The organism is Variovorax sp. PEI5 (assembly GCF_056679935.1).
Genome location: NZ_JBWXPH010000003.1, coordinates 431,764 through 454,988 on the forward strand (window position 1 = coordinate 431,764; position 23,225 = coordinate 454,988).

At 70.6% G+C, this 23,225-nt stretch carries 25 protein-coding genes; 9 read left to right on the top strand and 16 right to left on the bottom strand.

What is annotated here, in order from left to right:
• Window positions 1-402, top strand: a complete 402-nt coding sequence (locus AC1MLT_RS21435; protein ID WP_481036341.1) for a DUF1330 domain-containing protein — start codon at window positions 1-3, stop codon at window positions 400-402.
• Window positions 403-615: 213 nt separating this feature from the next.
• Here AC1MLT_RS21435 and AC1MLT_RS21440 read toward each other — a convergent pair whose 3' ends face one another.
• Entirely contained in the window at window positions 616-1,506 is an 891-nt protein-coding gene (locus AC1MLT_RS21440) for a LysR family transcriptional regulator (protein WP_481036342.1), read from the bottom strand.
• Between the two features lie 18 nt (window positions 1,507-1,524).
• Complete coding sequence (locus tag AC1MLT_RS21445) at window positions 1,525-2,424, bottom strand: LysR family transcriptional regulator (protein ID WP_481036343.1); 900 nt, start codon at window positions 2,422-2,424, stop codon at window positions 1,525-1,527.
• A 117-nt stretch (window positions 2,425-2,541) separates the two neighbouring features.
• Here AC1MLT_RS21445 and AC1MLT_RS21450 point away from each other — a divergent pair, with 117 nt between their 5' ends.
• Window positions 2,542-2,760, top strand: a complete 219-nt coding sequence (locus AC1MLT_RS21450; RefSeq protein WP_481036345.1) for a hypothetical protein — start codon at window positions 2,542-2,544, stop codon at window positions 2,758-2,760.
• Here AC1MLT_RS21450 and AC1MLT_RS21455 read toward each other — a convergent pair.
• From AC1MLT_RS21455 to AC1MLT_RS21485, 7 genes are read right to left on the bottom strand one after another with little or no spacing between them, the layout of a single operon-like run.
• Window positions 2,753-3,268 carry a MarR family winged helix-turn-helix transcriptional regulator gene (locus tag AC1MLT_RS21455; RefSeq protein WP_481036346.1) on the bottom strand — a complete coding sequence of 172 codons (516 nt, stop codon included), beginning with the start codon at window positions 3,266-3,268 and terminating at the stop codon, window positions 2,753-2,755. The two genes, AC1MLT_RS21450 and AC1MLT_RS21455, sit on opposite strands and share 8 nt — an antisense overlap.
• A gap of 38 nt (window positions 3,269-3,306) precedes the next feature.
• Window positions 3,307-4,503: a Gfo/Idh/MocA family protein gene (locus AC1MLT_RS21460; RefSeq protein ID WP_481036437.1), complete on the bottom strand. Its 1,197-nt coding sequence runs from the start codon at window positions 4,501-4,503 to the stop codon at window positions 3,307-3,309.
• Between the two features lie 11 nt (window positions 4,504-4,514).
• Complete coding sequence (locus AC1MLT_RS21465) at window positions 4,515-5,486, bottom strand: PDR/VanB family oxidoreductase (RefSeq protein ID WP_481036348.1); 972 nt, start codon at window positions 5,484-5,486, stop codon at window positions 4,515-4,517.
• Between the two features lie 10 nt (window positions 5,487-5,496).
• On the bottom strand, window positions 5,497-6,474 hold the full coding sequence (locus AC1MLT_RS21470) for a Bug family tripartite tricarboxylate transporter substrate binding protein (protein WP_481036349.1): 978 nt from the start codon (window positions 6,472-6,474) through the stop codon (window positions 5,497-5,499).
• Window positions 6,475-6,509: 35 nt separating this feature from the next.
• The gene (locus tag AC1MLT_RS21475; protein WP_481036351.1) at window positions 6,510-7,499 is read right to left on the bottom strand and encodes a substrate-binding domain-containing protein; all 990 of its coding nucleotides are present in this window, start codon (window positions 7,497-7,499) and stop codon (window positions 6,510-6,512) included.
• Between the two features lie 4 nt (window positions 7,500-7,503).
• On the bottom strand, window positions 7,504-8,823 hold the full coding sequence (locus tag AC1MLT_RS21480) for a Rieske 2Fe-2S domain-containing protein (protein ID WP_481036352.1): 1,320 nt from the start codon (window positions 8,821-8,823) through the stop codon (window positions 7,504-7,506).
• 30 nt (window positions 8,824-8,853) lie between these two features.
• The gene (locus AC1MLT_RS21485) at window positions 8,854-9,336 is read right to left on the bottom strand and encodes a bacteriohemerythrin (protein WP_481036354.1); all 483 of its coding nucleotides are present in this window, start codon (window positions 9,334-9,336) and stop codon (window positions 8,854-8,856) included.
• 180 nt (window positions 9,337-9,516) lie between these two features.
• Between AC1MLT_RS21485 and prpF the strand changes: the two genes are divergently transcribed.
• The gene (prpF, locus tag AC1MLT_RS21490) at window positions 9,517-10,704 is read left to right on the top strand and encodes a 2-methylaconitate cis-trans isomerase PrpF (RefSeq protein ID WP_481036356.1); all 1,188 of its coding nucleotides are present in this window, start codon (window positions 9,517-9,519) and stop codon (window positions 10,702-10,704) included.
• A gap of 12 nt (window positions 10,705-10,716) precedes the next feature.
• On the opposite strand, the gene AC1MLT_RS21495 is transcribed toward prpF, so the two are convergent.
• Window positions 10,717-11,610: a LysR family transcriptional regulator gene (locus tag AC1MLT_RS21495; RefSeq protein WP_481036357.1), complete on the bottom strand. Its 894-nt coding sequence runs from the start codon at window positions 11,608-11,610 to the stop codon at window positions 10,717-10,719.
• A gap of 130 nt (window positions 11,611-11,740) precedes the next feature.
• Here AC1MLT_RS21495 and AC1MLT_RS21500 point away from each other — a divergent pair, with 130 nt between their 5' ends.
• From AC1MLT_RS21500 to AC1MLT_RS21520, 5 genes are all read left to right on the top strand, one after another.
• Complete coding sequence (locus AC1MLT_RS21500) at window positions 11,741-12,742, top strand: Bug family tripartite tricarboxylate transporter substrate binding protein (RefSeq protein WP_481036358.1); 1,002 nt, start codon at window positions 11,741-11,743, stop codon at window positions 12,740-12,742.
• 71 nt (window positions 12,743-12,813) lie between these two features.
• The gene (locus AC1MLT_RS21505) at window positions 12,814-13,863 is read left to right on the top strand and encodes an Ldh family oxidoreductase (protein WP_481036359.1); all 1,050 of its coding nucleotides are present in this window, start codon (window positions 12,814-12,816) and stop codon (window positions 13,861-13,863) included.
• Between the two features lie 3 nt (window positions 13,864-13,866).
• Window positions 13,867-14,856, top strand: a complete 990-nt coding sequence (locus tag AC1MLT_RS21510) for a Bug family tripartite tricarboxylate transporter substrate binding protein (protein ID WP_481036361.1) — start codon at window positions 13,867-13,869, stop codon at window positions 14,854-14,856.
• A 2-nt stretch (window positions 14,857-14,858) separates the two neighbouring features.
• Window positions 14,859-15,662 (top strand): MBL fold metallo-hydrolase, encoded by an 804-nt coding sequence (locus AC1MLT_RS21515; protein WP_481036363.1) that lies wholly within the window; start codon window positions 14,859-14,861, stop codon window positions 15,660-15,662.
• Window positions 15,659-16,432 carry an ABC transporter substrate-binding protein gene (locus tag AC1MLT_RS21520; protein WP_481036364.1) on the top strand — a complete coding sequence of 258 codons (774 nt, stop codon included), beginning with the start codon at window positions 15,659-15,661 and terminating at the stop codon, window positions 16,430-16,432. Before AC1MLT_RS21515 ends, AC1MLT_RS21520 begins: the two co-directional genes overlap by 4 nt.
• On the opposite strand, the gene AC1MLT_RS21525 is transcribed toward AC1MLT_RS21520, so the two are convergent.
• Genes AC1MLT_RS21525 through AC1MLT_RS21540 form a run of 4 tightly spaced genes read right to left on the bottom strand, consistent with a single transcriptional unit; the run spans window position 16,429 to window position 20,003 of the window.
• Window positions 16,429-17,424 carry a Bug family tripartite tricarboxylate transporter substrate binding protein gene (locus tag AC1MLT_RS21525; RefSeq protein WP_481036366.1) on the bottom strand — a complete coding sequence of 332 codons (996 nt, stop codon included), beginning with the start codon at window positions 17,422-17,424 and terminating at the stop codon, window positions 16,429-16,431. The two genes, AC1MLT_RS21520 and AC1MLT_RS21525, sit on opposite strands and share 4 nt — an antisense overlap.
• On the bottom strand, window positions 17,421-18,122 hold the full coding sequence (locus tag AC1MLT_RS21530) for a flavin reductase family protein (protein WP_481036368.1): 702 nt from the start codon (window positions 18,120-18,122) through the stop codon (window positions 17,421-17,423). The genes AC1MLT_RS21525 and AC1MLT_RS21530 overlap by 4 nt, the downstream gene beginning before the upstream one ends.
• Window positions 18,123-18,153: 31 nt before the next feature.
• Window positions 18,154-18,774 carry a glutathione S-transferase family protein gene (locus AC1MLT_RS21535; protein WP_481036369.1) on the bottom strand — a complete coding sequence of 207 codons (621 nt, stop codon included), beginning with the start codon at window positions 18,772-18,774 and terminating at the stop codon, window positions 18,154-18,156.
• Window positions 18,774-20,003, bottom strand: coding sequence for a CaiB/BaiF CoA transferase family protein (locus AC1MLT_RS21540; RefSeq protein ID WP_481036370.1), 1,230 nt, complete (start codon window positions 20,001-20,003; stop codon window positions 18,774-18,776). The genes AC1MLT_RS21535 and AC1MLT_RS21540 overlap by 1 nt, the downstream gene beginning before the upstream one ends.
• A gap of 203 nt (window positions 20,004-20,206) precedes the next feature.
• On the opposite strand from AC1MLT_RS21540, the gene AC1MLT_RS21545 reads away from it, so the two are divergent.
• Complete coding sequence (locus AC1MLT_RS21545; protein ID WP_481036371.1) at window positions 20,207-21,175, top strand: Bug family tripartite tricarboxylate transporter substrate binding protein; 969 nt, start codon at window positions 20,207-20,209, stop codon at window positions 21,173-21,175.
• A 25-nt stretch (window positions 21,176-21,200) separates the two neighbouring features.
• On the opposite strand, the gene AC1MLT_RS21550 is transcribed toward AC1MLT_RS21545, so the two are convergent.
• Both AC1MLT_RS21550 and AC1MLT_RS21555 read right to left on the bottom strand, forming a co-directional pair.
• Entirely contained in the window at window positions 21,201-21,977 is a 777-nt protein-coding gene (locus AC1MLT_RS21550) for an enoyl-CoA hydratase/isomerase family protein (protein ID WP_481036373.1), read from the bottom strand.
• A 99-nt stretch (window positions 21,978-22,076) separates the two neighbouring features.
• The gene (locus AC1MLT_RS21555; RefSeq protein ID WP_481036375.1) at window positions 22,077-22,976 is read right to left on the bottom strand and encodes an alpha/beta fold hydrolase; all 900 of its coding nucleotides are present in this window, start codon (window positions 22,974-22,976) and stop codon (window positions 22,077-22,079) included.
• Between the last annotated feature and the right edge of the window lie 249 nt (window positions 22,977-23,225).

Consider the following 23,225-nt stretch of genomic DNA (forward strand, 5'->3'; position numbering starts at 1 on the left):
ATGCCGATTCCCAAGCACCTCCTCGTCGGCGCCATGTTGGGCATCGCCGCCCTCGCCGCGCCACTGCCGCAGCACGTCCACGCGCAGACCACACCGGCCACCACAGGTCCGGCCATCTATGTCTCGGAGTTCGAAGTGACCGACCCGGAGGGCATGAAGCCCTACAGCGCCCGGGTCGAGGCGAGTTTCGCCACGTTCGGCGGCCGCTACATCGTGCGGGGCGGTGCCGTCGTATCCCAGGAGGGCGCACCGAGCAAACGCATCGTGATGATCGAGTTCCCGAGCATGGAGCGAGCTCTCGCCTGGTACGACTCGCCCACCTATGCCGAACTCAAGCCCATCCGGCACCGGGCGGCCACGTCGCGCGTCTACACCGTCCAGGGCACCCCGCGCGGGCCATGAGCTTCCGCAAAAGCGGCTCGTCGCCGTGTCGCGGCAGATGCCGTGGGAGCATGGGCGATGCCCCGCGGGCGGCGCCACCGCAGAGCGATCCGCGCACCGCCGCCCATCGCGTGAGGCGCGTCGCCGGGATTGCGCGCCGTCTCGCTGGATGGCCGGCCATGGTCGGGCCGTCTTTCGGCTGTCGCCGATGCACGGCACGACGCCGACGCCGCGCTAGCGATGATGGCGCAAGGCCTCCACCACCAACGCGACGGCCCGGACCGTGGCGATGCGCCGGGCCATGGAGAGGTGCAGTCCCGGTACGGTGGGCGACCAGTCCTCCAGCACCCGGGACAGTCGTCCGGTGGCGATGTGCGCATCGACCAGGTCCTCGGGGACGAAGGCGAGACCGCAACCCGACAGTGCGGCCGCGATCATCGGATAGACGCCGTTGAAGATGGCCTGGCCCTCCACGCGCACCGAAAGCCTCCGGCGTCCACGCACCAGGCTCCAGGCGGCGATCTCGCCATCGGCTCGCCGCTGCGTGATGCAGTTGTGGCCGATGAGGTCCTGCGGCACGCCGCAGCGCGGACGTCGCGCGAGATAGTCCGGCGCGCCGACGATCGCCATGCGGCAGTCCGCCGCGATGCGGACCGCGACGCGATCCTTCGCCACCTGGTCGCCCCAGCGCACGCCGATGTCGTGCTGCTCGTCGGACCGGTCGTCCGGCCCATCGTCGATCGCGATCTCGACCCAGAGCGCGGGATGCGCCGAGAGCAGGCCCGCAAGCCGTGGGCGCAGCACGGTGTCGGCCGCGTAGTCCGTGCTCCGGATGCGCACCGTGCCGCTGCCCGGATCGCCCCGGGTGCCCACGGTGCCGAGCGCGGTCTCGATCTCCTGCATGCGCGGCCCCAGGGTGCGCAGGAGCCGCTCGCCGGCCTCGGTGGGCGACACGCTGCGGGTCGTCCGGGTGAGCAGTCGCACGCCGATCCTCGACTCCAGCGTCCGCACCGCGTGGCTCAGCGCGGACTGCGATACCCCCAGCCGCGCCGCGGCGCGCGTGAAGCTGTGCTCGCGCGCGACGGCCATGAAGGCCAGCAAGGGACGCAGTGAGTCGAGCGGCACGTGGGACTGAGGTCTGCTTCAATTCGCGCGGTGGCGCAGCGCGTCGATGACCAACGCCTGGGCCTTCGAGTGCTGGCGCTGACTCGGGTAGTAGAGGAAGAAGCCGGGCGCGGCGGGCCACCACTCCTGGAGCACCGGATGCAGCCGTCCGGCCTCGATGTGGGGACGCGCGAGTGGCTCCGGCGTGAACGCCAGCCCCACCCCGGAGAGGGCGGCCCCCAGGATCTGCTGCGTGTTGTTGAAGGTGTGTTGGCCCGCGACCCGCAGCGTCCGGGCCCGCCCGCCCTTGCGGCGCAGTTCCCACGGGAAGCGGCCGCCGCTGGTGGCCAGCCGCATGGTGATGCAGTCGTGCCGCAGCAGTTCGGCTGGCTCGACGGGCGCCGGATGCCGTTCGAAGTAGCGCGGCGATCCCACCACCGCGCGTCGGTAGTCGGCGGAGATGCGCACGGCCACCATGTCCTTGGCCACCTGGGCGCCGGCGCGCACGCCGAAGTCGAAGCGCTCGGCCACGATGTCGATCATCCGGTAGCTGGCATTGATCTCCAGCCGGACGTCGGGATAGGCGGCGAGCAGCGGCCAGAGCCGGGGCCAGAGGATGGTCTCGGCCACGAAATCGAGCGCTGTGATCCGAATGGTGCCCGCCGGACGTTGCGACAGTTCGCCGATCGAGGCGACCTCGGCATCGATGGCCGCGAGGCTCGGCGCCACGCCCTCCAGCAGCCGCTGGCCCTCGGCGGTCGGCGTGACGCTGCGCGTGGACCGATCGAGCAGTCGCACGCCGGTCTTCGTCTCCAGGGCCCGCACCGCGTGACTGGCGGCGGAGGCCGTCACGCCCAGCTTCTCGGCGCCGCGCACGAAACTCCGGGCCTCGGCGACCGCGACGAAGGTGAGGAGATGACTGAGCGGATCGTCGGGCATGGCGCCTATTTTGCCCATGCCGATGGTGACCGACGGAACGCCCCCGCGTTCATGGCATGCAGGTCCGGGTGGCGGGTCTCTCCGGGGTCGGCGACTCATCCGACGACGACCCAGCGCATGCCCCATCCGATCGATCCCGCTCTCCCGCCTTCCCTTCGTGAAAAGATGATCGAGCCTCTTGAAAACCAGGAAAGCCGCTGCCCGGATCAGGACGTGATCACCAGCCGCACGTTCGGCGGATCCGACATGAGAACCCGCCATGTCACCGCCGCACGCACGCTCTCCGGGATCCGCGGGAACATCTGCCGCGGGAGGCAGCGCCGCACACTCACCTGACGGGATCCGGAACGGCCTGGTCGCGCGCCAGGTTGTCGATCATGATGAGCAGCGCCCGGCGCACCGTGGCGACCTCGCGCTCGCTGATGCCCTCGAGCGCCAGGGCGTTGACCTCCTGGGCGAGCGGCACCAGCTCGCCTTCCAGTCGGCGCCCCAGCGGGGTGAGCCGGACATAGATGTTCTTGCGGTTCTCGGGGCGCTGCTCCAGGCTGACATAGCCGAGCGATTCCATGGCCCGCAACGCGATGACGGTGGTGGGCTCCATGACGCCGGCCTCGATGCTCAGCTCGCGCTTGGTGATGCCATCGCGTTCCCACAGGATGCGCAGGAAGGTCCAGTGACCCGGCAGCACCTGGTGCTCGGCCAGGCGCGACTGCAGCGAACGCATGAACCCGCGCGTGGCGTCCTTCACCAGATGCGCCATCCGGTCGTCGGGAACGGCATGGTGCCAGCGGCGCAGGACGCGCGCGGCGACTTCGGCTTCGTACTTCGCGGAGGATTTGGACAAGGGCGCGGGGGAGAAAGTGGACGATCGCCCCCATTGTGTCAGCCGCCCCGGGGTAGCGGTTCGACGTCCCGGTTCGAGCCCGCCGAATCCAGCAAGGCCAGGCAGACGGCGAGCGTCGAGCGGGCCCAGGTCCCGTCGTGCAAGGGCGCGCGACCCGACACGATGGCCTCGGACAGTTCGTCGATGACCTCGAAGCGCGGCACGGAGGGCGCGGCCAGGGGTCGCTGCGCCTTCTCGCGATCGCCATAGACCCAGGTGCCGTCGGGCAGGGGTCGCACGTCGCCGCGCTCGCACGACACCACCACCGGCCCGAAGTGCTGGTGCCAGGCGGCGCCGGCCTCCGGTGGCCGGGGCGCCGGGTCCGTGCCGCCATAGGTGCCGGCCGCCTTCAGGCGCGCCTCGTCCTGCGGCGATGTCGCCGCGGCCAGTCGCCGCCGCGCCGCGCCATGGGCCTCGGGCGACTTGGCCCGGCCCATCTCGCCGATCCAGCCGCACCATTCGTCGGAGTCGAAATGCCCGTAGCCGCTGTAGCAGAGGTTGGCGAAGGCACCGTCCTCGAACCACAGCAGCGCCGAGTAGGCGCCCTGCGTCGACCGCATCGGGTCCCAGTCGCCGGTGATGGCGCGCACCCGCGTCACCGGCGAGCCCGCCAGCAGTCGCACCACGTCGACCTGGTGCGCCGCCTGGCTGAAGACCACGCCGCCGCCCTCGGCGGTGCGCAGCTCCTCGGGGCGTCGCGGTCGATAGAGGAAGTCGGTGTAGTTCAGGGCCTGGATCATGCGCACCCGCCCCAGCTCGCCGCTGGCGATGATGTCGCGGGCCTGCAGATAGGGCGAATCGAAGCTGTGGCAATGGCCGACGATCAGCCACACGCCGGCCGCGCGGCAGTCCTCGATCATGGCGTCGCATTCGGCGAGCGACAGCGCCATCGGCTTCTCGCACAGGACGTGCTTGCCGTGGCGCGCGGCGATCCGGGTCTGCGCCGCGTGGAACTGGTGCGGACTGGCGATGTAGATCGCGTCGACCTCCGGCTCGCCGGCCAGGCCCTCGATGTCGGCATGGACCGGCGCGTCGAAATCGCGCGCGAAGCGGGAGCGCGCCTCCTCGCGCGGATCACAGGCGGCCACCAGCCGCACCCGGGGATCGCGCAGCAGCGTCGGCAGCATCAGCGTGAAGGCCCGGCCCAGACCGGCGACGCCCAGGCGGATCGGTCGCGGCGCGGCCGGGGGTGCGATCGTGGGCACGGTCACAGGTCGAGCACCAGTTCGGCGGACTTCGCGCGCGAGACGCAGATCATGATCTGGCGCTCCATCTCCTCGGGCATCAGCACCATGTCGCGGTGATCGGCCTCGCCGGCCAGCAGTCCGGTGCGGCAGGTGCCGCAGGTGCCGCTCTCGCACGACGACGCGGTATCGCAGCCATGCTCGCGCAGCACCGAGAGGATCGACTGGCCCACCGGCACCTCGTAATCGACGCCGCTGCGCGCCAGCCTGACCTTGAACGGCTGGTCGTCCGGCCGCACGCCGCCACCCTCGTTGAAGCTCTCGAAATGCACATGGGCCGGCGACCAGTGGCCGGTCATGTCGCGCACGGCTTCCATCAATGGTCGGGGGCCGCAGCAGTAGACATGCGCGGTGTTGGGCTTCTCCAGCGCCGGCCACAGATCGAAGGTGCGCGCGGGATCGCCCTCGTCGTGATGGATGCGCACCTGCTTCTTCAGCTCCGGCCGGCTCAGCTCGTCCAGGAACGCGGAGGTGGCCGGGGACCGGGTCAGGTAAAACAGCTTCCACGGCGCCGGCGGCAGTTCGCCGAACGAGCGGATCATCGACAGGATCGGCGTGATGCCGATGCCGCCGGCGATGAACAGATAGCCCTTGGCCCGGTCGACCAGCGGGAAGGCGTTGTCGGGCACGGAGGTCGGCAGGGTGTCGCCCTCCTCCACGTCCTCGTGCATGCTGATCGAGCCGCCCTGGCCCGCGTCGTCGCGCTTGACGGTGATCACATAGCGGTCCCGCTCGGCCGGGTCGTTGCACAGGGAGTACTTGCGCAACGCGCCACCGGGCGTCTGCACCTTCACGTGCGCGCCGGGCGTGAACGGCGGGAGTTCGCTGCCATCGGGCTGCACCAGCTCGAAGCTGCGGATGCCCTGGGCGACGTCGTGGACGCGGGCGACGCGCAATGGCATTGGGGTGTCGGCATGGGTCTGGATGTCGGTCATGGCCATCTCCTCACTCGGCCTTGAGCTGGGCGCGCCCGGCGGCATCGGTGACGCGCGCGGTCTCGCTCTTCAGGGCCTGAGCGAGCTGCTCGGGCGTGCCGCCGACCGGATCGACCCCCGCCAGGCGCAGCTGCTCGATCACGTCGGGACGCTTGACGATCCGGGCGATCTCGCTGCTCACGCGCGCGATGGCCGCGGCCGGCGTGCCGGTCTTGGCGAGCACCGCGACATTGAAGGCGAAGTCGAAGCCCGGGATCTTCTCGGCCAGCGCGGGCATCTGCGGCGCCAAGGGCGAGCGGGCCGTGCCATTGGTGGCCAGCAGCCTGGCCTGGCCGGCCTTGACGAAGCCCATGAGCGAGGGCGGCGAGGCGAACACCATGTCGACCTGCCCGCCGATCATGGCCGGCACCGAATTGGCGCTGCCCCGGAACGGCACGTGCGTCATGACGATCCCGAGCCTCGAATTCATGGCCTCGGTGGTCAGGTGATGGATGCTGCCGGTGCCCGAGGACCCGTAGTTCAGCGCGCCGGGCTTGGCCTTGGCCAGCGCGATCAGCTCGTCGAGGGTGTCGGCCTTGACGCTCGGATTGACGGCCAGGAACAGCGGCGCCTTGCCGACCAGCGAGACCGGCATGAAATCGGTGGTGGCGTCGTAGCTCATCTTCCTGATCAGGAGCGGCGTGATCGACAGCATCGGGCCATCGGTGACCAGCAACGTGTAGCCATCCGCCGGCGACTGGGTCAGCGTGGACGCGGCACCGGCGCCGCCGGCGCCCGGCTTGTTCTCGACGAAGACCGACTGGCCCAGCGCCTCGCCGAGCGGGCGCGACAAGATCCGCGCCACGGTATCGGGCAGGCCGCCCGGCGAGTAGGGCACGACCAGCTTCACCGGACGCGATGGGAAGGTGTCGGCCCGCGCCGGCGCGGTGAGGATCAGGCAGGCCATGGCGGCCGAGGCGGCCAGCCAGCCCAGCATTGTTCGTTTCATGGGGATGTGTCTCCGTCGTTTTCTGGATGTCAGCGTCAGATGCTGTAGGACTCGTAGGTCGCGGGATGGAACAGCTCCTCGACCGGCACCTCGCGCGCCGACAGGCCCTGCGCGTGGTGCGTGCGCACGAAGGCCTCGAGCGTCCGGCGGGCCGGTGCGACGCCGTAGGACCAGAAGTCCTCGCCCATGGTCTCGCGCGCGGCCTGCAGTTGCTCCTCGACGAAGGGCAATGTCACCTTGGTCGCCGAGGTGTCCGAGAGCAATTGCAATGCCGCCGCCTTCGACTGGGTGAAGGCCTTGACGAGGGCGCCCGGCAGCCACGGGTGGCGTTCGGCCAGTTCCTTGCGGACGGCCGCGACATGCATGATCGGAAAGATGCCGGTGCGGCGGAAATAGTCCTTGGCGACGGCCGTCGGATCGTCGAACAGCCAGCCGATGTCCGGGTTGGCCAGCGCCGCGCGGCTGGGGGGCCGGGGCGCCATGAAGCCGTCGATCTCGCCGCGATCGAGCATCTCGGAGATCGTCGTGTGCTCGGGCGCCTGCTCGATGCGGATGTCGCCCGGCAGCTGCAGCCTGATCTTCTCGGGCCGGCCGGGTGTCTCGATGCCGCCCCGCACCCAGACCACGTCCGAGGGACGCACGCCGTGATCGTCCTCCAGGATGGCGCGGGCCCAGACATTGGCGGTGAGCTGGTATTCGGGCAGGCCGATGCGCCGGCCCTTCAGATCGGCCGGCTGGCCGATGCGGTCCTTGCGCACATAGATCGACGTGTGGCGGAAGGCGCGCGACAGGAACACCGGCAAGGCGATGTAGGGGCAGTCGCCGCGCGCATGCCTGACCAGGTAGCTGGAGAACGAGAGCTCGGTGATGTCGAAGTCGACGCTGCGCATGGCGCGGAAGAACATCTCCTCCGGATTGAGCAGCATGTAGACCGGGTCGACGCCATCGATCTGCACGCGGCCGTCGTACAGCGCCCGGGTGCGGTCGTAGTCGCCCATGGCGATGGAGAGCTGGAGCTTGCTCATGGGATCAGGCCTTCACGGAATAGGAGTCCTCGAACTCGGGGTGGTCCACGCCGGCGTGCCAGATGAAGCGGGTCTCGTGGATGCGCCAGTCGGTGGTCTTGGGCACGATCGCCTGGAAGGCGCAGACCGCCGGCGTGGCGGCCTCGATGCCGGTGCCGATGGCGGGCGCTCCCTGCATGAAGGCACGCACGGCCTCCAGCATCTGCTTGCGGAATTCCACGATCGCCAGGTCGCTCGCGCCCAGCCGGTCGTGCGTGCGGTCGGCGATCGGGCCCATGGTCAGCCACATCGCCACGTCCTGATTGGGGAAGCCGGTGATGCCGGTGAAGTTGCCGGCCTTCATGGCGTTGCGGTCCTGCCAGAACATGTTGTCCATCGTGCGCAGCGGGCGATACCGGGCATCGAGGTCGACGCCCACGGTCTGCCGCAGAAAGCGTCGCCAGGTCTCGGTCTCCGGCGTCTGCGCGGGATGGCCCCAGGCGATGAAGTAGAACGCGGTGTTCGTGTCGTCCATCGGCACGTTGATGTTGGCCACGTTGTAGAGGTTGTTGGGCGGGATCAATGCGGTGGCCGGCGCCACGAAGACGGTCGAGCGCACGTAGTCGTTCACGGCGGCGTTGGTCAGCGGCCGGCGCAGCGCGGCATAGCGGAAGCCATAGCCGGTGCGCTGCACCTGCATGCGCGGCGCCTTGTCGGTCGACGGCCGCAGCCAGGTGTTGGCGGTCGCCTGGGCGCTGTCCACGCGGGCCGGCACCATGTCCGACGAATGCAGGCTGGAGCTGTGCGCCGAGTCGATGGCGCCTTCCAGGATCTGCGCCCAGTTGCAGGGCAGCAGCACCTTGGCGATGCTCACGCGGGTCTCGGCCGTGGGCGCCCAGGCCGGCGGCCGGAAGGCCGGCACGTCGTCCTTCGGACCCATGTAGGCCCACACCAGGCCGCCCCACTCGCTCGTCGGATAGGCCGTGTGCTTGACCTTCTCGGCCATGCCGCTGGCGGCCGGCTCCGAGGCCATCTCCAGCACGTTGCCATCGACATCCATCTTCCAGCCGTGATAGAGGCAGCGCAGGCCGCCCTCCTCGTTGCGCCCGTAGACCAGCGACGCGCGGCGGTGCGGGCAGTACTCGTCCATCACGCCGAGCCGGCCGTCGGTGTCGCGGAACACCACCAGGTCCTCGCCGAAGACGCGCGCCTTCACCGGCGCGCCATCGGGCTCGCTCACCTCCTCCACCAGGCAGACGGGGGTCCAGTGGCGTCGCATCAGCTGGCCCATCGGGGCAGCGCCTTCGACGCGGCAGAGCAGATCGTTTTCTTCCGAAGTCATCATGAAATGGGTCTCGTGGGGTGGTGAATGGGATCAGGTGGCGACGGCGTCGCGACGGTCCGGGCCCGCGCGGCGCCGGTCGTCGCCAAGGTGCAGCACGACCGGCCGGGCGCCGTGGCGCAACTTGCACAGCCAGTGCGACAGGGCCGAGTCGAGGTGCTGGACATGCGCCGGGAACCAGGCCGCCAGTTCCGCCGACAGGCGCCGCGCGACCTCGTGCTCGCCCCGCGCCAGGCGCCCGGCGACGCCGCGCAGCGTGGCGAGCACCGCGTCGTGCTCCTTGATGTGGCAGTCGCGGGGCGGGAAGGCGGTCGCCGTCATCAGGTCGTCCTCGGCCGCGAAATGCGCCATCGCCTCGTCCGACAGGGCCCGCAGCGCGGCGGGCAGTTCGTCGTCGGCGGCTTGCTGCAGCCGGGCGATGAGCGCGACCAGGTGCTGGTGCTCGTCGTCGATGCGCGCGTGTCCGAGCGCCATCGAATCGGACCAGGCGAGCGGCTCGTTCAGCGTGGGGTTCATGCAGGTCCTCGGGCGGTATCGACACCCGTTTTTAGTTAGCTTGCTAAGTATCTTAGACAGAACTCGTCAGCGTCGCAACCGGCCGGGATCGGTGTTTCCCCTGGATTCCCGGATCGGTCCCCCAGCGCGAGGGCCCGTGGCGCGACACTCCGTTCCTCCAAAATCCAGTCGTTCCGCTCCATGACACCGATCCCGACCCAGATCGCCATCCGCGCCACGTACATGCGCGGCGGCACCAGCAAGGGCGTGTTCTTCGCCACCGACGACCTGCCCGAATCCGCGCGCGTGGCGGGTCCGGCGCGCGATCGCCTCATGCTGCGCGTGACCGGCAGTCCCGACCCCTACGGCAAGCACATCGATGGCATGGGCGGCGCCACGTCGAGCACCAGCAAGGTCGTCCTGGTCGCGCGCAGCAGCCGGGCGGACTGCGATGTCGACTACCTCTTCGGCGCGGTGGCCATCGACCGGCCGGTGGTCGACTGGAGCGGCAACTGCGGCAACCTGACCTCGGCCGTGGGACCTTTCGCCATCGCGCGCGGACTGGTCGAGGCGCCCGCCGACGGCATCGCCGTGGTGCGCATCTGGCAGGCCAACATCGGCCGGCGCATCGTCGCCCACGTGCCGATGCGGCAGGGCCGGGTGGTCGAACTCGGCGACTTCGAGCTCGATGGCGTGGCCTTCCCGGCGGCCGAGATCCGGCTGGAGTTCATGGATCCGGGCGCCGATGGCGAGGGCGAGGGCGAGGGCGGCGCCATGTTCCCCACCGGCCGCCTGATCGACCGCCTGCGGGTGCCCGGCGTCGGCGACATCGAGGCCACGCTGATCGATGCCGGCAACCCGACCATCTTCGTCGACGCCGCCGCGCTGGGACTGGTCGGCGCGGAGATGCAGGACGACGTCGACCCCGACGCCGCCCTGCTGCTGCGCATCGAGGCGATCCGGGCCCACGCGACGGTCGTCATGGGTCTGGCGGCCAGCGCCGCGGAGGCGACCGACCGGCGCCCGCACACGCCCAAGATCGCCTTCGTCTCGCCGCCGCGGTCCTATGTGGCGTCGAGCGGCAGGATGGTCGAGGCGGCGATGCTGGACCTGACCGCGCGCATCCTGTCCATGGGCCGCCTGCACCACGCCATGACGGGCACGGGGGCGGTGGCCATCGCCGTCGCGGCGGCGATCCCCGGCACGCTGGTCAGCCGGCTGCTGGCCGGCGGCGCGCGTGGCGAGGTGTGTTTCGGCCATCCCTCGGGCAGCCTGAGCGTCGGCGCCATGGCCGAACCGGGCGCGGATGGCTGGGTCGTCACCCGGGCCGTCATGAGCCGCAGCGCGCGCCGCCTGATGGATGGCGAGGTGTTCGTGCCGGCCGAGTGAGTCGCGCCCGCCTCAGAGGACCGTCTTCTGGGCCACCAGCATGTCGTACAGCAGCCGGGCCGCGGCCGACAACGGCTTGCCGCGGCGCGAGATCAGGCCCAGCGTGCGACTCACCGTCGGCTCGACCAGCGCCACGGCCGTCATGCCGGCCTGGCCATCCGGTGGCAGCGCCATGCGCGGCACCACGCCGATGCCCAGACCGGCCGCCACCAGGCTGACCAGCGCCGGCACGTGGTTGACCTCCCAGATCCACCGGGGCCGCGAGGTCGAGTGCGCCAGCGCCTGGTCGATGAGGAAACGGTTGCCGCTGCCCTGGGCCAGCGCGATGTAGGGATGCGCGCCGAGGTCGCTCCACCGCACGGATTCGCGTTCCGCGAAGGGATGGCTCGAAGGACATGCCAGCACGAAGGCCTCCTCGATGAGCGGCAGGAAATCGATGTCGGATTCCTGCGTGCCGATGTAGGTGACGCCGAAGTCCGCGTCGCCGCGCGTGACCGCCAGCAGCACGGCGCTCGACGATTCGTCGTGCACCCGCATGCGGATGCGCGGATAGAGCCGGTGGTAAGCCTCGAAGACCGAGGGCAGGAAGTACCCGACCGCCGATGGGACGCAGGCCAGCGTGACCTCGCCCGACAAGCGCTCGGCGACGTCGGCGATGCCCAGCAGGGCGCTGTCGAGCTCGTTGAAGACATTGCGGGCCCGGTGCACGAAGGCGCGACCGACGGTCGTGAGCTCGACCTTGCGCGTGGTGCGGGTGAAGAGCTGCACCCCCAGGGCGTCCTCGAGCTTGTCGACCCGGCGGGACAGCGCCGACTGCGACAGATGGAGCGCATCCGACGCGGCGCGAAAACTGCCCAGGTCGGCGACCGACAGGAAAGCACGCAGATCGGCGAGATCGAAGTTCATGGAGTAACAGGGTTCCTGGATTGGCGCGTCCGACGCAAGAATTGAACGGATATTTGCACTTTACGCCTTCGGAGCCCACGCCGATCATTCGCGCCGATCCACAAGAACCCATCGGAGACCGCGCTTGAACATGACCTCTTTCCCTCAGACCGGCCGGGCCGTCCGGCGTGCCTTCCTGGCATGGGCGGCGTGTGCCACGCTGCTCGCATCGGGCCTCGCCGCCGCGCAGGAATGGCAACCCACGCGCCCGATCCGGCTCATCGTGCCCTATGGTCCCGGCGGCAGTTCCGACGTCATCGCGCGCGCCATCGCCGCGGAGATGGGCCAGGACCTGGGCCAGGCCGTCATCGTCGACAACAAGGCCGGCGGCCAGGGCGTGATCGCGATGCAGGAAACGGCTCGCGCCGCGCCCGATGGCCACACCATCGTGCTCGGTCATGTCGGCACCCTGGCGGTCAATCCGGCCATGATGTCCAGGCTGCCCTACGACGTCCGAAAGGACTTCCTGCCGGTGACCCTGCTGACGCGGGTGCCGATGGTCTTCGCCATCGGCACGAAGGTGAAGGCGACCACCCTGCCCGAGTTCATCGCCCTGGCCAAGGCCGAACCGGGCCGGCTGAACTATGGCTCGGCGGGCAATGGCAGCGCCGGGCACCTGGCCTTCGAGATGCTCAAGGCCACCACGGGCATCGATGTCACCCATGTGCCGTACAAGGGCACTGGCGCGCAGATGACCGATCTGCTGGCGGGCAACATCGATGCCGCGTCGGCCGGGCTGCCCGGATTCCTGCCGCACGTGAAGGCCGGCAAGATGAAGATCCTGGCGGTCGGCTCGGCGCAGCGCCTCGCCGCCATCCCGGAGGTGCCCACGGTGGCCGAACTGGGCCATGCGAACTTCGAGAGCTCGCAGTGGTTCGGCCTCCTCGCGCCGGCCGGGACACCCGATGCGATCGTCCAGCGTCTGAACCGGGAAGCCCTCAAGGCCCTGGCCTCGCCCGCCGTGCAGCGCCGGCTGGAGGAGGACTCCAGCACCGCCGCGGGCATGGGTCCGCAGGACTTCGCGGCCTTCATCGCCACCGAGCAGAAGCGCTGGGCCACCGTCGTGCGCAGCGCGCGACTCACGGCCGACTGACCGCGCGGCTCCGGGCCGCGACCGATCCCTCCCACTTCCATTCCCATTGCCCGCTCGACCTCCAGGACCCCATGGACACCCACACCACGACCTCCCCCCGCATCCCGGAGACCGAACTCCGCGACCTCGGCCAGCGCGCCTTCGAAGGCCTGGGCCTGACTGCCGGCCATGCCAAGGACGTCGTCGACGTCCTGGTGCTGGCCGACCTGTTCGGCCTCTCCACCCATGGCCTGAGCCGCATCGAGTCGTATGGCGAAAGGCTCGATGTCGGCGGTATCGCCAAGCATCCCGCCATCACGGTCGAACGCGTGGCGCCGGCCCTGGTCACGGTCGACGGCGCCAATGGCGTCGGCCCGCTGGTGGGCATGCACGGCCTGCGCGCCGCGATGGAGGTGGCGCGCGAATGCGGCATCGGCGCCGCCTTCGTGCGCGGCAGCAACCACTTCGGGCCGATCTCTCCCTACAGCTTCCTCGCCGCCGAGCAGGGCTTCGCCAGCATGATCGGCAGCAACGCAACCACCACCATCGCGCCCTGGGGCGGCAGCGACGCACGCCTGGGCAACAGCCCGCTGGGCTTCGGCGTGCCCGGCGCGGAGGGCCGGCACTTCATGCTGGACATGGCCATGAGCGTGGTGGCGCGCGCCAAGATCCGCAATGCGCTCAAGGCCGGCGAATCGATCCCCGACACCTGGGGCACCGACAAGTCGGGTCGCAAGACCACCGACCCCCGGGCCGCGCTCGATGGCTTCCTGCAGCCCATCGGCGGCCACAAGGGCTACGGACTCGCATTGCTGGTCGACCTGTTCGCCGGCGTGCTGTCCAACGCGGCCTACCTGACCCATGTCAAGTCGTGGGTGGATGCGCCGGACGAGCCACAGAACCTCGGGCATTTCTTCATCCTGATCGACACCCGGCGTCTGGGTTCGGGAGCCTGGCTGGCCGGGCGCATGCGCGACTTCGCCGAGATCCTGCATGGCAGCCCGGCGGCCGAGGAGGGGAAACCGGTCATCGTGCCGGGCGAGATCGAATTGCGCCGGATGCGCGAGCAACGCGCCCATGGCATGGACATCGAGGCCGACGTCCTGGCGCTGCTGCGCCGACGCGCCCCAATGGTCGCGTGAGCCATGACGCGGATCCCGAACCTCGCGCGCCTCGCGCTCCTCGCGCTCCTCGCCATCGCCGCGATGCAGGGCCCGGCACGGGCGCAACCCGGCTATCCCGACAAACCGGTTCGCATGATCGTGCCGTATGCCGCCGGCGGCGCGGCCGACATCACGGCACGCATCGTCGGCCAGAAGATGTCCGAGGGCCTGGGCGTGCCGGTGGTGATCGACAACCGGGGCGGAGCCAACGGCAACATCGGCACCGATGCCGTCGCCAAGGCGGCGCCGGACGGCTACACGGTGCTGCTCGTGGCGAGCGGGCCGATCGTGGTCAACCAGTCCCTCTATGCCCGGTTGCCCTACGACCCGCTGAAGGACCTGGCACCGGTCACGCAGCTCACCAGCTATCAGTACGCCCTGGTGGTGCCGGCCGCCTCGCCCATCACGGGCATCCCTGAGCTGGTCCGGGCGGCAAAGGCCGAACCCGGAAAGATCAGCTATGGCTCCACCGGCATCGGCGGTGGCGGGCACCTGGCTGGCGAGCTCTTCGCCGGCCTGACCGGCACGAGGATGACTCATGTGCCGTACAAGGGCGCGGCCCTCGCGCTGGCCGATCTGCTGGGTGGACAGCTCTCCTTCACCTTCGACACCGTCGTCACGGCAGCACCCCAGATCGCCAGCGGCAAGCTGCGCGGCTATGCCGTCACCGGCCCGCGCCGCGCTGCGGCCCTGCCCCGGTTGCCGACCATGGCGGAACTGGGCTATCGCGATTTCGACGTCACCCAGTTCCAGGGCATCCTGGTGCCCGCGAAGACCGATGCGGCCATCGTCGAGCGCCTGCATGCCGAGGCGGTCAAGGCATTACGGGCGCCCGATGTGATCAAGCGCCTGGCGACCGAAGGTGGCTACGACCTGGTCGGCAGTTCGCCGGCGGACTTCCGCCGCCTGATCCAGACCGAGGCCGCATCCTATGGCCGGCTGATCAAGACCTCCGGCATCAAGGTGGAATAGCCATGTACCAGATCGATGTGCTGGTGCAGGGCTTCCCCGGCAAGGCGGTGTGCCACGGCGGGCTGGGCTGGAGCACGGTGACGCTGCTGCGCGGCTTCGGTCGCGTCGTCCTGATCGACGTCGGTGCCTTCGGCGTGCGGCGCGAACTCGCCCGCCAACTGAGCGCGGCCGGAGTGGCGCCACAGGACGTGACCGATGTGGTGCTGACCCACGCGCACTACGACCATGCGGTGAACTTCACGCTGTTCCCGCAGGCCAGGATCTGGATCGGCGCGCGGGAGCTGGCCTGGGCCCTGGAACAACCACCGGGCTTCGACCCGTTGCCCGAGCTCTACGTGCGCGAGCTGGGCATCGACCCCCGCGTCGAGCGCCTGGAGGCCGACCAGGAGTTCCTGCCCGGCCTGCGCGCCATCGCGGCGCCGGGTCACACGCCGGGGCATCTGATCTTCCTTCTGAGCGCCAACCCGGTCCCGTTGCTGTTCTGCGGCGATGCCGCGAAGAACCGGGCCGAACTGCTCGGTGGCCGGGTCGACGCCAGCGTCGACCATGAGCAGAGCGAGGCCTCGCTCGAGCTCATCTGGCGCCACTGGCGCGCCACGCCGGGCACGATCGTCGTTCCCGGCCACGACCTCTGCATGTCGCTCGACGATACCGGCCGACCCGTCTACATCGGCGAGCGCCGCGCCGCCATCGAGGCCTGGTTCGGCGAAAGGCTCGGGGACGAGACGCGCATCGACCTCTGCGGCCCATCGTCCCCCGGCCTCTTCACCCACCTCCTGTCCACGCCGACACCGATCCGACCATGACCCAGATCCCCCACGCCCTCGACCCCTCCGTCATCCAGGCCTTCACGCCCACGGGCGTGCTGCGCGCCTCCATCAACCTGGGCAATCCGATCCTCGCCCACCAGGATGCGGCCACCGCTGCCCCCGGCGGCGTGTCGGTCGACCTGGCGCGCGCCTTCGCCGGGCGCCTGGGCGTCGAGCTCGAACTGGTGGTGTTCGATGCCGCCGGCAGGTCGGTCGAGGCGGTGGCCGACGAGCGCGCCGACATCGGCTTCTTCGCCATCGATCCGGTGCGCGGCGCGCAGATCGCCTTCACCGCAGCCTATGTCCACATCGAGGGTGCCTACCTCGTGCGCGAGGCCTCGCCGCTGCGCGCCAACGACGAGGTCGACCGCGCCGGCACGCGCGTGGTCGTCGGCAAGGGCAGCGCCTACGACCTGTACCTGACGCGCGAGCTGAAGCGGGCGGAGATCGTGCGCGCGCCGACCTCGCCGACGGTGGTCGCGACCTTCCTGGAGCAGCGGATGGACGTCGCCGCCGGCGTCAAGCAGCAGCTCGAGGCCGACAGCGCGCGCACCCCCGGGCTGCGCCTGCTGCCCGGGCACTTCATGGTGATCCGCCAGGCGATGGGCGTGCCGAAGTCGCGCGGCGAAGCGGCCGCGCGGGTGCTGGGCGATTTCGTCGAGGAGATGAAGGCCAGCGGCTTCGTCGCCGAGGCGCTGCGCCGCCATGGCATCGAGGGCGCCTCGGTGGCGCCGGCCGCGACCCGCCACGCCAGCCGAGATCGTTAGCGTTCGAGCAGGTCCAGCGAGCCCAGCAGCTTCGCCATCGCCACCTTGTCGGCCTGCACGAAGGCGGTCGTCTCGCGCGGCGACGCATTCAGCGCCTCCGCGCCCTGCGACACCAGCAGCTTCTGCCAGGACGCGTCGGCCTGCACCTCCGAGAGCGCGACGCGCAGCTTCTCGATCACATCGGGCGGCGTGCCCCTGGGCGCGGCCAGCGTGTACCACGTGGGCGTCTCCGCGCCGCCGAAACCGGCCTCCGCCAGGGTCGGGACCCGGGGCAGCAGGGGCGAACGCTGGCTGCCTCCATAGGCCAGCGCCTTGAGCCTGCCCTGCTCGATGAAGGCCTGCGTCGCCGCCAGGTTCAGCATGCCCATCTGCACCTGGCCGCCCAGCAGGTCCTTGAGCGCCGGCGCGGCGCCGCCATAGGGCACGTGGGTGACCTTGATGCGCGCGCGCTGGAGGAAGGCCTCGGCCCCCAGGTGCGTCGCGCCGCCGGTGCCGGCGGAGGCGTAGTTCAGCCGGCCGGGCTCCCTGGCGGCCAACGCGATCAGCGCCTGCAGCGAGTCGACGCCCAGGTCCGGATGCACCACCAGCACGCTGGGCTGGCTGGCGACCCCGCCGACGAAGGCGAAGTCCGCGATGCCGTCGTAGGGAATGCGCTGCATCAGGGGCGTCACCACGTGGCCGGCCGAGGTGCCCAGCAGCAATGTCTGGCCATCGGGCCGGGCGCGCGCCACGAAGCCCGTGCCGATGGTCGCCGAGCCGCCGCCCCGGGCATCGACGATGACGGGCTGGCCGAGCGCCGAGGCGAGCCGATGCGCCAGCCCCCGTGCGAGCGTGTCCGCCGGACCGCCGGCGGCATAGGGGATGACCAGCGTGACGGGACGCGTGGGATAGGCGGTCCGGCCCTGCGCCAGCGGCGCGACGCCCAGCGCCGCCCCCAGGGCGACGCAGGTGGCGATGGCATGCGCGAACGCCGCGCGGCGTGTGTGATTCATGACCGGGGTCCCTTCGAAGGTCGGTTGTTGCCATTGCCGTCGCCACCCGGCGGCATCCAGCCCTCGCCGCCCGGAGGCTTCTGCAGCATCGGGCGATGGAACACCTCGCCCAGCGCCGCGTAGAAGGGCCCGCCCAGGCGGGCGATCGGCCGCATGCCGACCGTGTCGACGCGCTGGCCGTCGTAGATCCGGTCGGACAGGTGGAAGGCGACGACCTCGCCGATGAAGAGCGTGTTGACGCCGCGACCCAGCACGATCGCCTGGTCGAGCCGGCACTCCATCTGCACCGGGGAGATGGCGATGCGCGGCGGCCGCACGTGCCGGCTGGGCAGCAGCGCGATGCCCAGCGCCTCGGTCTCGCTGACCTCCGGAGCGAACTCCTGCGCGCTGCGATGCATCAGCTCCATGTTGTGCTCGGTCGCGACATTGACGACGAACTCGCGGCTGCGCGCGATGTTGCGGGCGGTGTCCTTGGTGTCCCCGCCATCGGCGCGCGCGGCGATGTTGACGGCGAGCATCGGCGGACTGGTCGCCACGTAGTTGTACGAACTGAAGGGCGCCGCGTTGACGCGGCCCTCCTCGTCGATGGTGGTGATCCAGGCCACCGGGCGCGGCGCCACGCAGCCGACGATCAGGCGATAGACGGTGGCCGTGTCCAGGGCGTCGCCCTCGACGCAGCTGAAGGTGGGCAGGTCCATGGTCGGCATCCCGGATGGCGCGCGAGGGGCCTCAGCCATCGAGCGGCTCCGTGGCGCGGAAGGATTCGCGCTCCCGCGCGTCGGCGAACCAGTCGGCCAGCCGTGGCGCCAGCATCCGCCACCGCAGCGCCTCGAAGCGGTAGTCCAGGTAGCCCAGCGCGCAGCCGACGGCCACGTGGCCGATGGCGAACGGCGCGGCGCCGAGCGCATCGGCTTCCTGGTCGAGCAGCGCCAGGCAGGCGCGCGTCTTGAGGTCGAAGGCATCGAGCAGCGGTGGCAGGGGCTGGTCGCGCTCGCGCTCGTTGCGCCACAGGATCAGCGCATCGAGCAGGCCGTCGCCCAGCGCATGCCAGCGCAGCGCCCGCCAGCGCGCCTCCCCCGTCCCGGGAAAGAGCTCGCCCCCCGCTTCGTCGTTCAGGAATTCGCAGATGACGGCCGAGTCGAACAACGGCGGTCCGTCGGCGCGCACCAGCGTCGGGATCTTCGACAGCGGGTTGTCGGCCATGAGGGCCGGGTTGGGCTTGAGCATCGCCGCCACGGAGCGCACCAGCTCCAGCCGGTCGACCAGGCCCAGCTCGTGGGCGCAGACCATCACCTTGCGCACATAGGGCGACTTGGGCGACCAGTGCAGCCGCAGCATCGGCGCCGCCATCAGATGGCTCCCGCCGTGCGCAGCGCGGCGATGCGCCGCGCGTCGTAGCCCAGCTCGCCCAGGATGTCCTCGCTGTGCTGGCCCAGCAGCGGCGGCGCCGCCGGCACGCGCAACGGCGCCTCGGCGAAGCGCATCGGACTACCGACCTGCGGCACGTCGACGCCCGCGGGATGCGGCACCCGGCGCAGCAGGCCGCGCGCCTTCACCTGCGGCTCCTCGAAGACTTCGGCGACGTCGTTGATCGGCCCGCAGGGCACGCCCGCCGCGTCCAGGGCGGCGATCAGCCGCTCGCGCTCCCAGCCGGCGAACGCCGCGCGGATCAGGCCCGACAGCTCGGCGATGTTCCGCACGCGCTGCGCGTTGGTGGCGTAGCGCTCGTCGCTGCCCCAGCCGGGCTGGCCGAGCACGTCGCACAGCCTGGCGAACTGGCCGTCGTTGCCCACCACCAGGATCAGGTCGCCATCGGCGCAGGCATAGACATCCTGCGGCTGGATGTTGGGATGCGCGTTGCCATTGCGTCGCGGCACCCGGCCCGACACCAGGTAGTTCATGGCCTGGTTCGACAGCGTCGCGACCTGCACGTCGAGCATGGCGATGTCGATCGCGTCGCCGATGCCGCTCTCGTTGCGGCGCGCCAGCGCGGCCAGCACCGAGACCGCCGTGTACATGCCCGTCATCAGGTCGACGATCGGCACGCCGACCTTCTGCGGGCCGCCGCCGGGACGGTCGTCGCGCTCGCCGGTGACGCTCATCAGCCCGCCCATGGCCTGGATCAGGAAGTCGTAGGCCGGCTGGTCGCGCCGCGGCCCGGTCTGGCCGAAGCCGGTGACCGAGCAGTAGATCAGGCGCGGGTTGAGCCGGCGCAGCGAGGCCTCGTCGAGCCCGTAGCGCGCCAGCGTGCCGGCCTTGTAGTTCTCCAGCACGATGTCCGCGCGCATCGCCAGTGCCTTGACGATCTCCTGGCCCTCGGCCGAATCCAGGTTGACGGTGATGGAGCGCTTGCCGCGATTGACCGCCAGGTAGTAGCCGGCCTCCTTCGTGTCCTTGCCCTCGGCGTCCTTCAGGAACGGCGGGCCCCAGGTGCGGGTGTCGTCGCCGGCGCCGGGACGCTCGACCTTGATGACCTCGGCGCCCAGGTCGGCCAGGATCTGGCTGGCCCAGGGAGCGGCGAGGATGCGGCTGAGGTCCAGCACCTTGACGTGCGACAGCGGGCCTTGCGGGGTGGTCATTCGATGTCTCCTTGAGTGGCATCGATTCTCGAAGCGGGCCGGGCGCGGGGATAGCCGGGAAGCCGCAAGACTGGGATGCGCCCGGCGCATAGCGGCGGCGCGCGATCCGGCGCGCCCGCATAGCAGGTATGCGCCCGCGCGCGGTGGCAGGCGGGGCGGCCCTGCCTACAGTCGTCTCCAACAGAAACCTGGAGACGAAGAACATGAACCGATTCCTGAAACGTGCCGTGGCGCTGACGCTGGCCGCGAGCGCGCTGTCCGCCTGGGCGCAGGCCTATCCCGCCAAGCCCATCCGCGTGGTCGTGCCGTTCCCGGCCGGCGGCCCGGTCGACCAGACGGCGCGCGCGCTGGGCGCCAAGCTGAGCGGCTCGCTCGGCCAGGCCGTGCTGATCGACAACAAGGGCGGCGCCGGCGGCCTGCTCGGCGCCGATGCGGTCGCCAAGGCGCCGGCCGATGGCTACACCCTGCTGTTCTCGTCGGCCGGCGCGCTGGCCATCGTGCCGCACCTCGTGCCGTCGATGCCCTACAACCCGCAGAAGGACCTGCTGGCCGTGACGCAGGTGCTCAAGGTGCCGGCGGTGCTGGTGGTGGCGGCCCAGTCGAAGTACCGCAACTTCGCCGACCTGAAGGCGGCGGCCACCGGCGATGCCAGCAAGGTCAACTACGCCTCGGCCGGCAGCGGCACCACGCCGCACCTGCAGGCCGAACTGCTCCGGCGCGAGGCCGGGATCCAGATCAGCCACATCCCGTACCGCGGCGCCGCCCCGGCCCTCACCGACCTGATGGGCGGGCAGGTGGACATGGCGGTGATCGACATCCCGGTGGTGCTGCCCTTCATCCAGTCGGGCAAGCTGCGCGCATTGGCCGTGACCAATTCGAAGCGCATCCCGGTGCTCAAGGACGTGCCCACGGTGGGCGAGCTGGGCATGCCCAGGGCGGAAGCCTACAACTGGTATGGACTGCTGGCGCCGGCGCGCACGCCGGCGGACATCGTCGCCAAGCTGCATGGCGCGGTCGGTGCCGCGTTGGCCTCGCCGGACCTGAAGCAGCAGTTCGAGCAGCAGGGCGTCGAGATCGTGGGCAGCCGACCCGAGGACTTCGGCCCCTTCATCCTGTCCGAGTCCGAGCGCTGGGGCGCCCTGGCCAAGGCGGTGGGCGCCAAGCTGGACTGAGCCCGGCGCCCGGCCCCGGCCCGGCTCAGCGGCCGGTGAACACCGGCGCGCGCTTCTCGGCGAAGGCGCGCTGCGCTTCCCTGGCGTCGTCGGTGCGGGCGATCTGCGCGGTCATGTCCTGCTCGTAGCGATAGCCGTCGCGCAGGCTCATGTCCTCGATGACATTGAGCGTGTGCTTGCCCATGCGCGTGGAGACCGGGCTCTTGGAGGCGATCACCCCGGCCATCTCCAGCGCCGTCGGCAGCAGCTCCTCGGGCGTGGTGCAGGCCTCCACGATGCCCAGCCGATGGAGCTCGGCGCCCGGCACGCGCAGGCCGGTCAGCATCATGCGGCGCAGGCGCGAGTGGCTGAACAGGCGCATGGCGTGGCGGCAGCCGCCCAGCAGGCCGACATCGACCTCGGGCAATCCGAGCGAGGCCCGCTCCGAGGCGATCAGGATGTCGCTCGACGCCGCCATCGCCAGGCCCGAACCCAGCGCCGCGCCATTGAGGGCGCAGATCACCGGCTTGGCGCATTCGCGGATCGCGTGGAAGCACTCGCGCGTGCGGCGCGAATGGGCGGGCAGGTCGCCCGGCCCCCGGATGACCCCGGCGCGGCCCTTGAGATCGGCGCCGGCGCAGAACACCTTGCCCGCGCCGGTCAGCACCACGACGCGGACCTCGTCCATCTCCGAGATGCGGTCGAGCGCGAGCGTGAGCTCGTCGTTGAGCACGCGGGTCAGCGCGTTGACCGGCGGCGCGTCGAGCGTCAGCGTCGCGATGTGGTCCTTGAATTCATAGCGCAGTTGGGTGAGGTCGTCCATGGGTCTCCTTCGCATGCAGCGTTCGGTGTTGTCGAATCCGGTGATGACCCAGTCTAGGCAGGCCGACGCGCGCGGGCCTGCGGACGCCCGGCAGAACTGCTATTCCGCGACGCGCATCTCTCGGCCGGCCGGCAGGGCGGCGGCCCATTCGGCGATGGCCGCCGCGACCTCGACCGGCTTCTCGGCCGGCAGCGCATGGCTGGCGCCGTCGATCACCTTCACCGTCACCCGGTCGCCGAACTCGGCCTGGAGTTCGTCGCGCGAGGCGGCGGGACGGAACGGATCGGCCGCCGCCTGCAGGTCGAGCATCGGCGCATTGCCGGTGCCCCACCACGCGGCCTGGCGGGTGCGCGTGCGGGCGTCCCGCTGGCTGCGCGTGACCGCCGGATACCAGCCCTCCAGCCAGGATGTCGGGTCGTTGCCTTCGGCGAAGAAGGCCAGCCGGAGGCCGTCGAGCCGCTGCCGCTCGGTCGAGGCCGGATCGTTGATCATCGTGATGGCGTCGCTCAGTTCCTTCGGCCAGGTCCTGGCGCCGGCGGCGACGAGCACCACGCCCCGGGTCAATGCCGGATGGTCCGAGGCGATCACGCGGGCGATCCAGTTGCCATAGGCGTGGCCCGCCAGGATGGCGGGCGTGCCGCCTTCGCTGCGGATCACGGCGGCGAAGTCGCTGGCGAAGTCGTGGAAGCTGAGGTTCTCCATCGGCCCGGTGCTGCCTCCGATGCCGCGCGGCTCCGGCCTGACGACGCGATGGCCGCGCGCCGCCAGGCTGGCGGCCAGGGCGCCGAACTCCTCGGTGCCCCGGCCGGTGGAAGCGATGAGCACCACGAGCGGGCCCTGGCCCTCGACGCGGTAGCTGATGGTCGCGTCGCCATTCCTCGCCGTCCTCAGATCGACCTCCCCGGCCCGGGCCGGCGATCCGAGGCATGCCGCCACCGCCATCAGGCAGGCGATCCGGACTCCAGGCCGCCGACGGCCGCTCGCTGCGTTCGATTCCATGACTCGTCTCCGTTTCGTTGCGTTCCGATCAGGGTCTCGATCGTAGGGATCGATGCGCGGTCCCGGCTACGGATCGGGCGGCAAACCAGGGTTGTCGATCGCGGCATGCGATGGGGTGGTCGATGGGGCGATTCCAGGCAGGCAGGCGAAGGATGGAAAACAATGCATCGCCTGGCCGGGCCTCGTCGGATTCGATGGATCGCGCATCGATCGTCGGCTCGTCCAGCCCCGGCATCCCCCGACCCCCTT

What these genes read in the sequence shown, in the direction of transcription:
- AC1MLT_RS21520 (WP_481036364.1), top strand. Translation starts at nt 15,659, where the DNA reads ATGACCCAGATCCCCCACGCCCTCGACCCCTCCGTCATCCAGGCCTTC.
- AC1MLT_RS21510 (WP_481036361.1), top strand. Translation starts at nt 13,867, where the DNA reads ATGACGCGGATCCCGAACCTCGCGCGCCTCGCGCTCCTCGCGCTCCTC.
- AC1MLT_RS21545 (WP_481036371.1), top strand. Translation starts at nt 20,207, where the DNA reads ATGAACCGATTCCTGAAACGTGCCGTGGCGCTGACGCTGGCCGCGAGC.
- AC1MLT_RS21435 (WP_481036341.1), top strand. Translation starts at nt 1, where the DNA reads ATGCCGATTCCCAAGCACCTCCTCGTCGGCGCCATGTTGGGCATCGCC.
- AC1MLT_RS21470 (WP_481036349.1), bottom strand. Translation starts at nt 6,474, where the DNA reads ATGAAACGAACAATGCTGGGCTGGCTGGCCGCCTCGGCCGCCATGGCC.
- AC1MLT_RS21465 (WP_481036348.1), bottom strand. Translation starts at nt 5,486, where the DNA reads ATGACCGACATCCAGACCCATGCCGACACCCCAATGCCATTGCGCGTC.
- prpF (WP_481036356.1), top strand. Translation starts at nt 9,517, where the DNA reads ATGACACCGATCCCGACCCAGATCGCCATCCGCGCCACGTACATGCGC.
- AC1MLT_RS21550 (WP_481036373.1), bottom strand. Translation starts at nt 21,977, where the DNA reads ATGGACGACCTCACCCAACTGCGCTATGAATTCAAGGACCACATCGCG.
- AC1MLT_RS21535 (WP_481036369.1), bottom strand. Translation starts at nt 18,774, where the DNA reads ATGGCGGCGCCGATGCTGCGGCTGCACTGGTCGCCCAAGTCGCCCTAT.
- AC1MLT_RS21530 (WP_481036368.1), bottom strand. Translation starts at nt 18,122, where the DNA reads ATGGACCTGCCCACCTTCAGCTGCGTCGAGGGCGACGCCCTGGACACG.
- AC1MLT_RS21525 (WP_481036366.1), bottom strand. Translation starts at nt 17,424, where the DNA reads ATGAATCACACACGCCGCGCGGCGTTCGCGCATGCCATCGCCACCTGC.
- AC1MLT_RS21475 (WP_481036351.1), bottom strand. Translation starts at nt 7,499, where the DNA reads ATGAGCAAGCTCCAGCTCTCCATCGCCATGGGCGACTACGACCGCACC.
- AC1MLT_RS21500 (WP_481036358.1), top strand. Translation starts at nt 11,741, where the DNA reads ATGACCTCTTTCCCTCAGACCGGCCGGGCCGTCCGGCGTGCCTTCCTG.
- AC1MLT_RS21515 (WP_481036363.1), top strand. Translation starts at nt 14,859, where the DNA reads ATGTACCAGATCGATGTGCTGGTGCAGGGCTTCCCCGGCAAGGCGGTG.
- AC1MLT_RS21485 (WP_481036354.1), bottom strand. Translation starts at nt 9,336, where the DNA reads ATGAACCCCACGCTGAACGAGCCGCTCGCCTGGTCCGATTCGATGGCG.
- AC1MLT_RS21480 (WP_481036352.1), bottom strand. Translation starts at nt 8,823, where the DNA reads ATGATGACTTCGGAAGAAAACGATCTGCTCTGCCGCGTCGAAGGCGCT.
- AC1MLT_RS21540 (WP_481036370.1), bottom strand. Translation starts at nt 20,003, where the DNA reads ATGACCACCCCGCAAGGCCCGCTGTCGCACGTCAAGGTGCTGGACCTC.
- AC1MLT_RS21450 (WP_481036345.1), top strand. Translation starts at nt 2,542, where the DNA reads ATGCCCCATCCGATCGATCCCGCTCTCCCGCCTTCCCTTCGTGAAAAG.
- AC1MLT_RS21505 (WP_481036359.1), top strand. Translation starts at nt 12,814, where the DNA reads ATGGACACCCACACCACGACCTCCCCCCGCATCCCGGAGACCGAACTC.
- AC1MLT_RS21555 (WP_481036375.1), bottom strand. Translation starts at nt 22,976, where the DNA reads ATGGAATCGAACGCAGCGAGCGGCCGTCGGCGGCCTGGAGTCCGGATC.
- AC1MLT_RS21495 (WP_481036357.1), bottom strand. Translation starts at nt 11,610, where the DNA reads ATGAACTTCGATCTCGCCGATCTGCGTGCTTTCCTGTCGGTCGCCGAC.
- AC1MLT_RS21445 (WP_481036343.1), bottom strand. Translation starts at nt 2,424, where the DNA reads ATGCCCGACGATCCGCTCAGTCATCTCCTCACCTTCGTCGCGGTCGCC.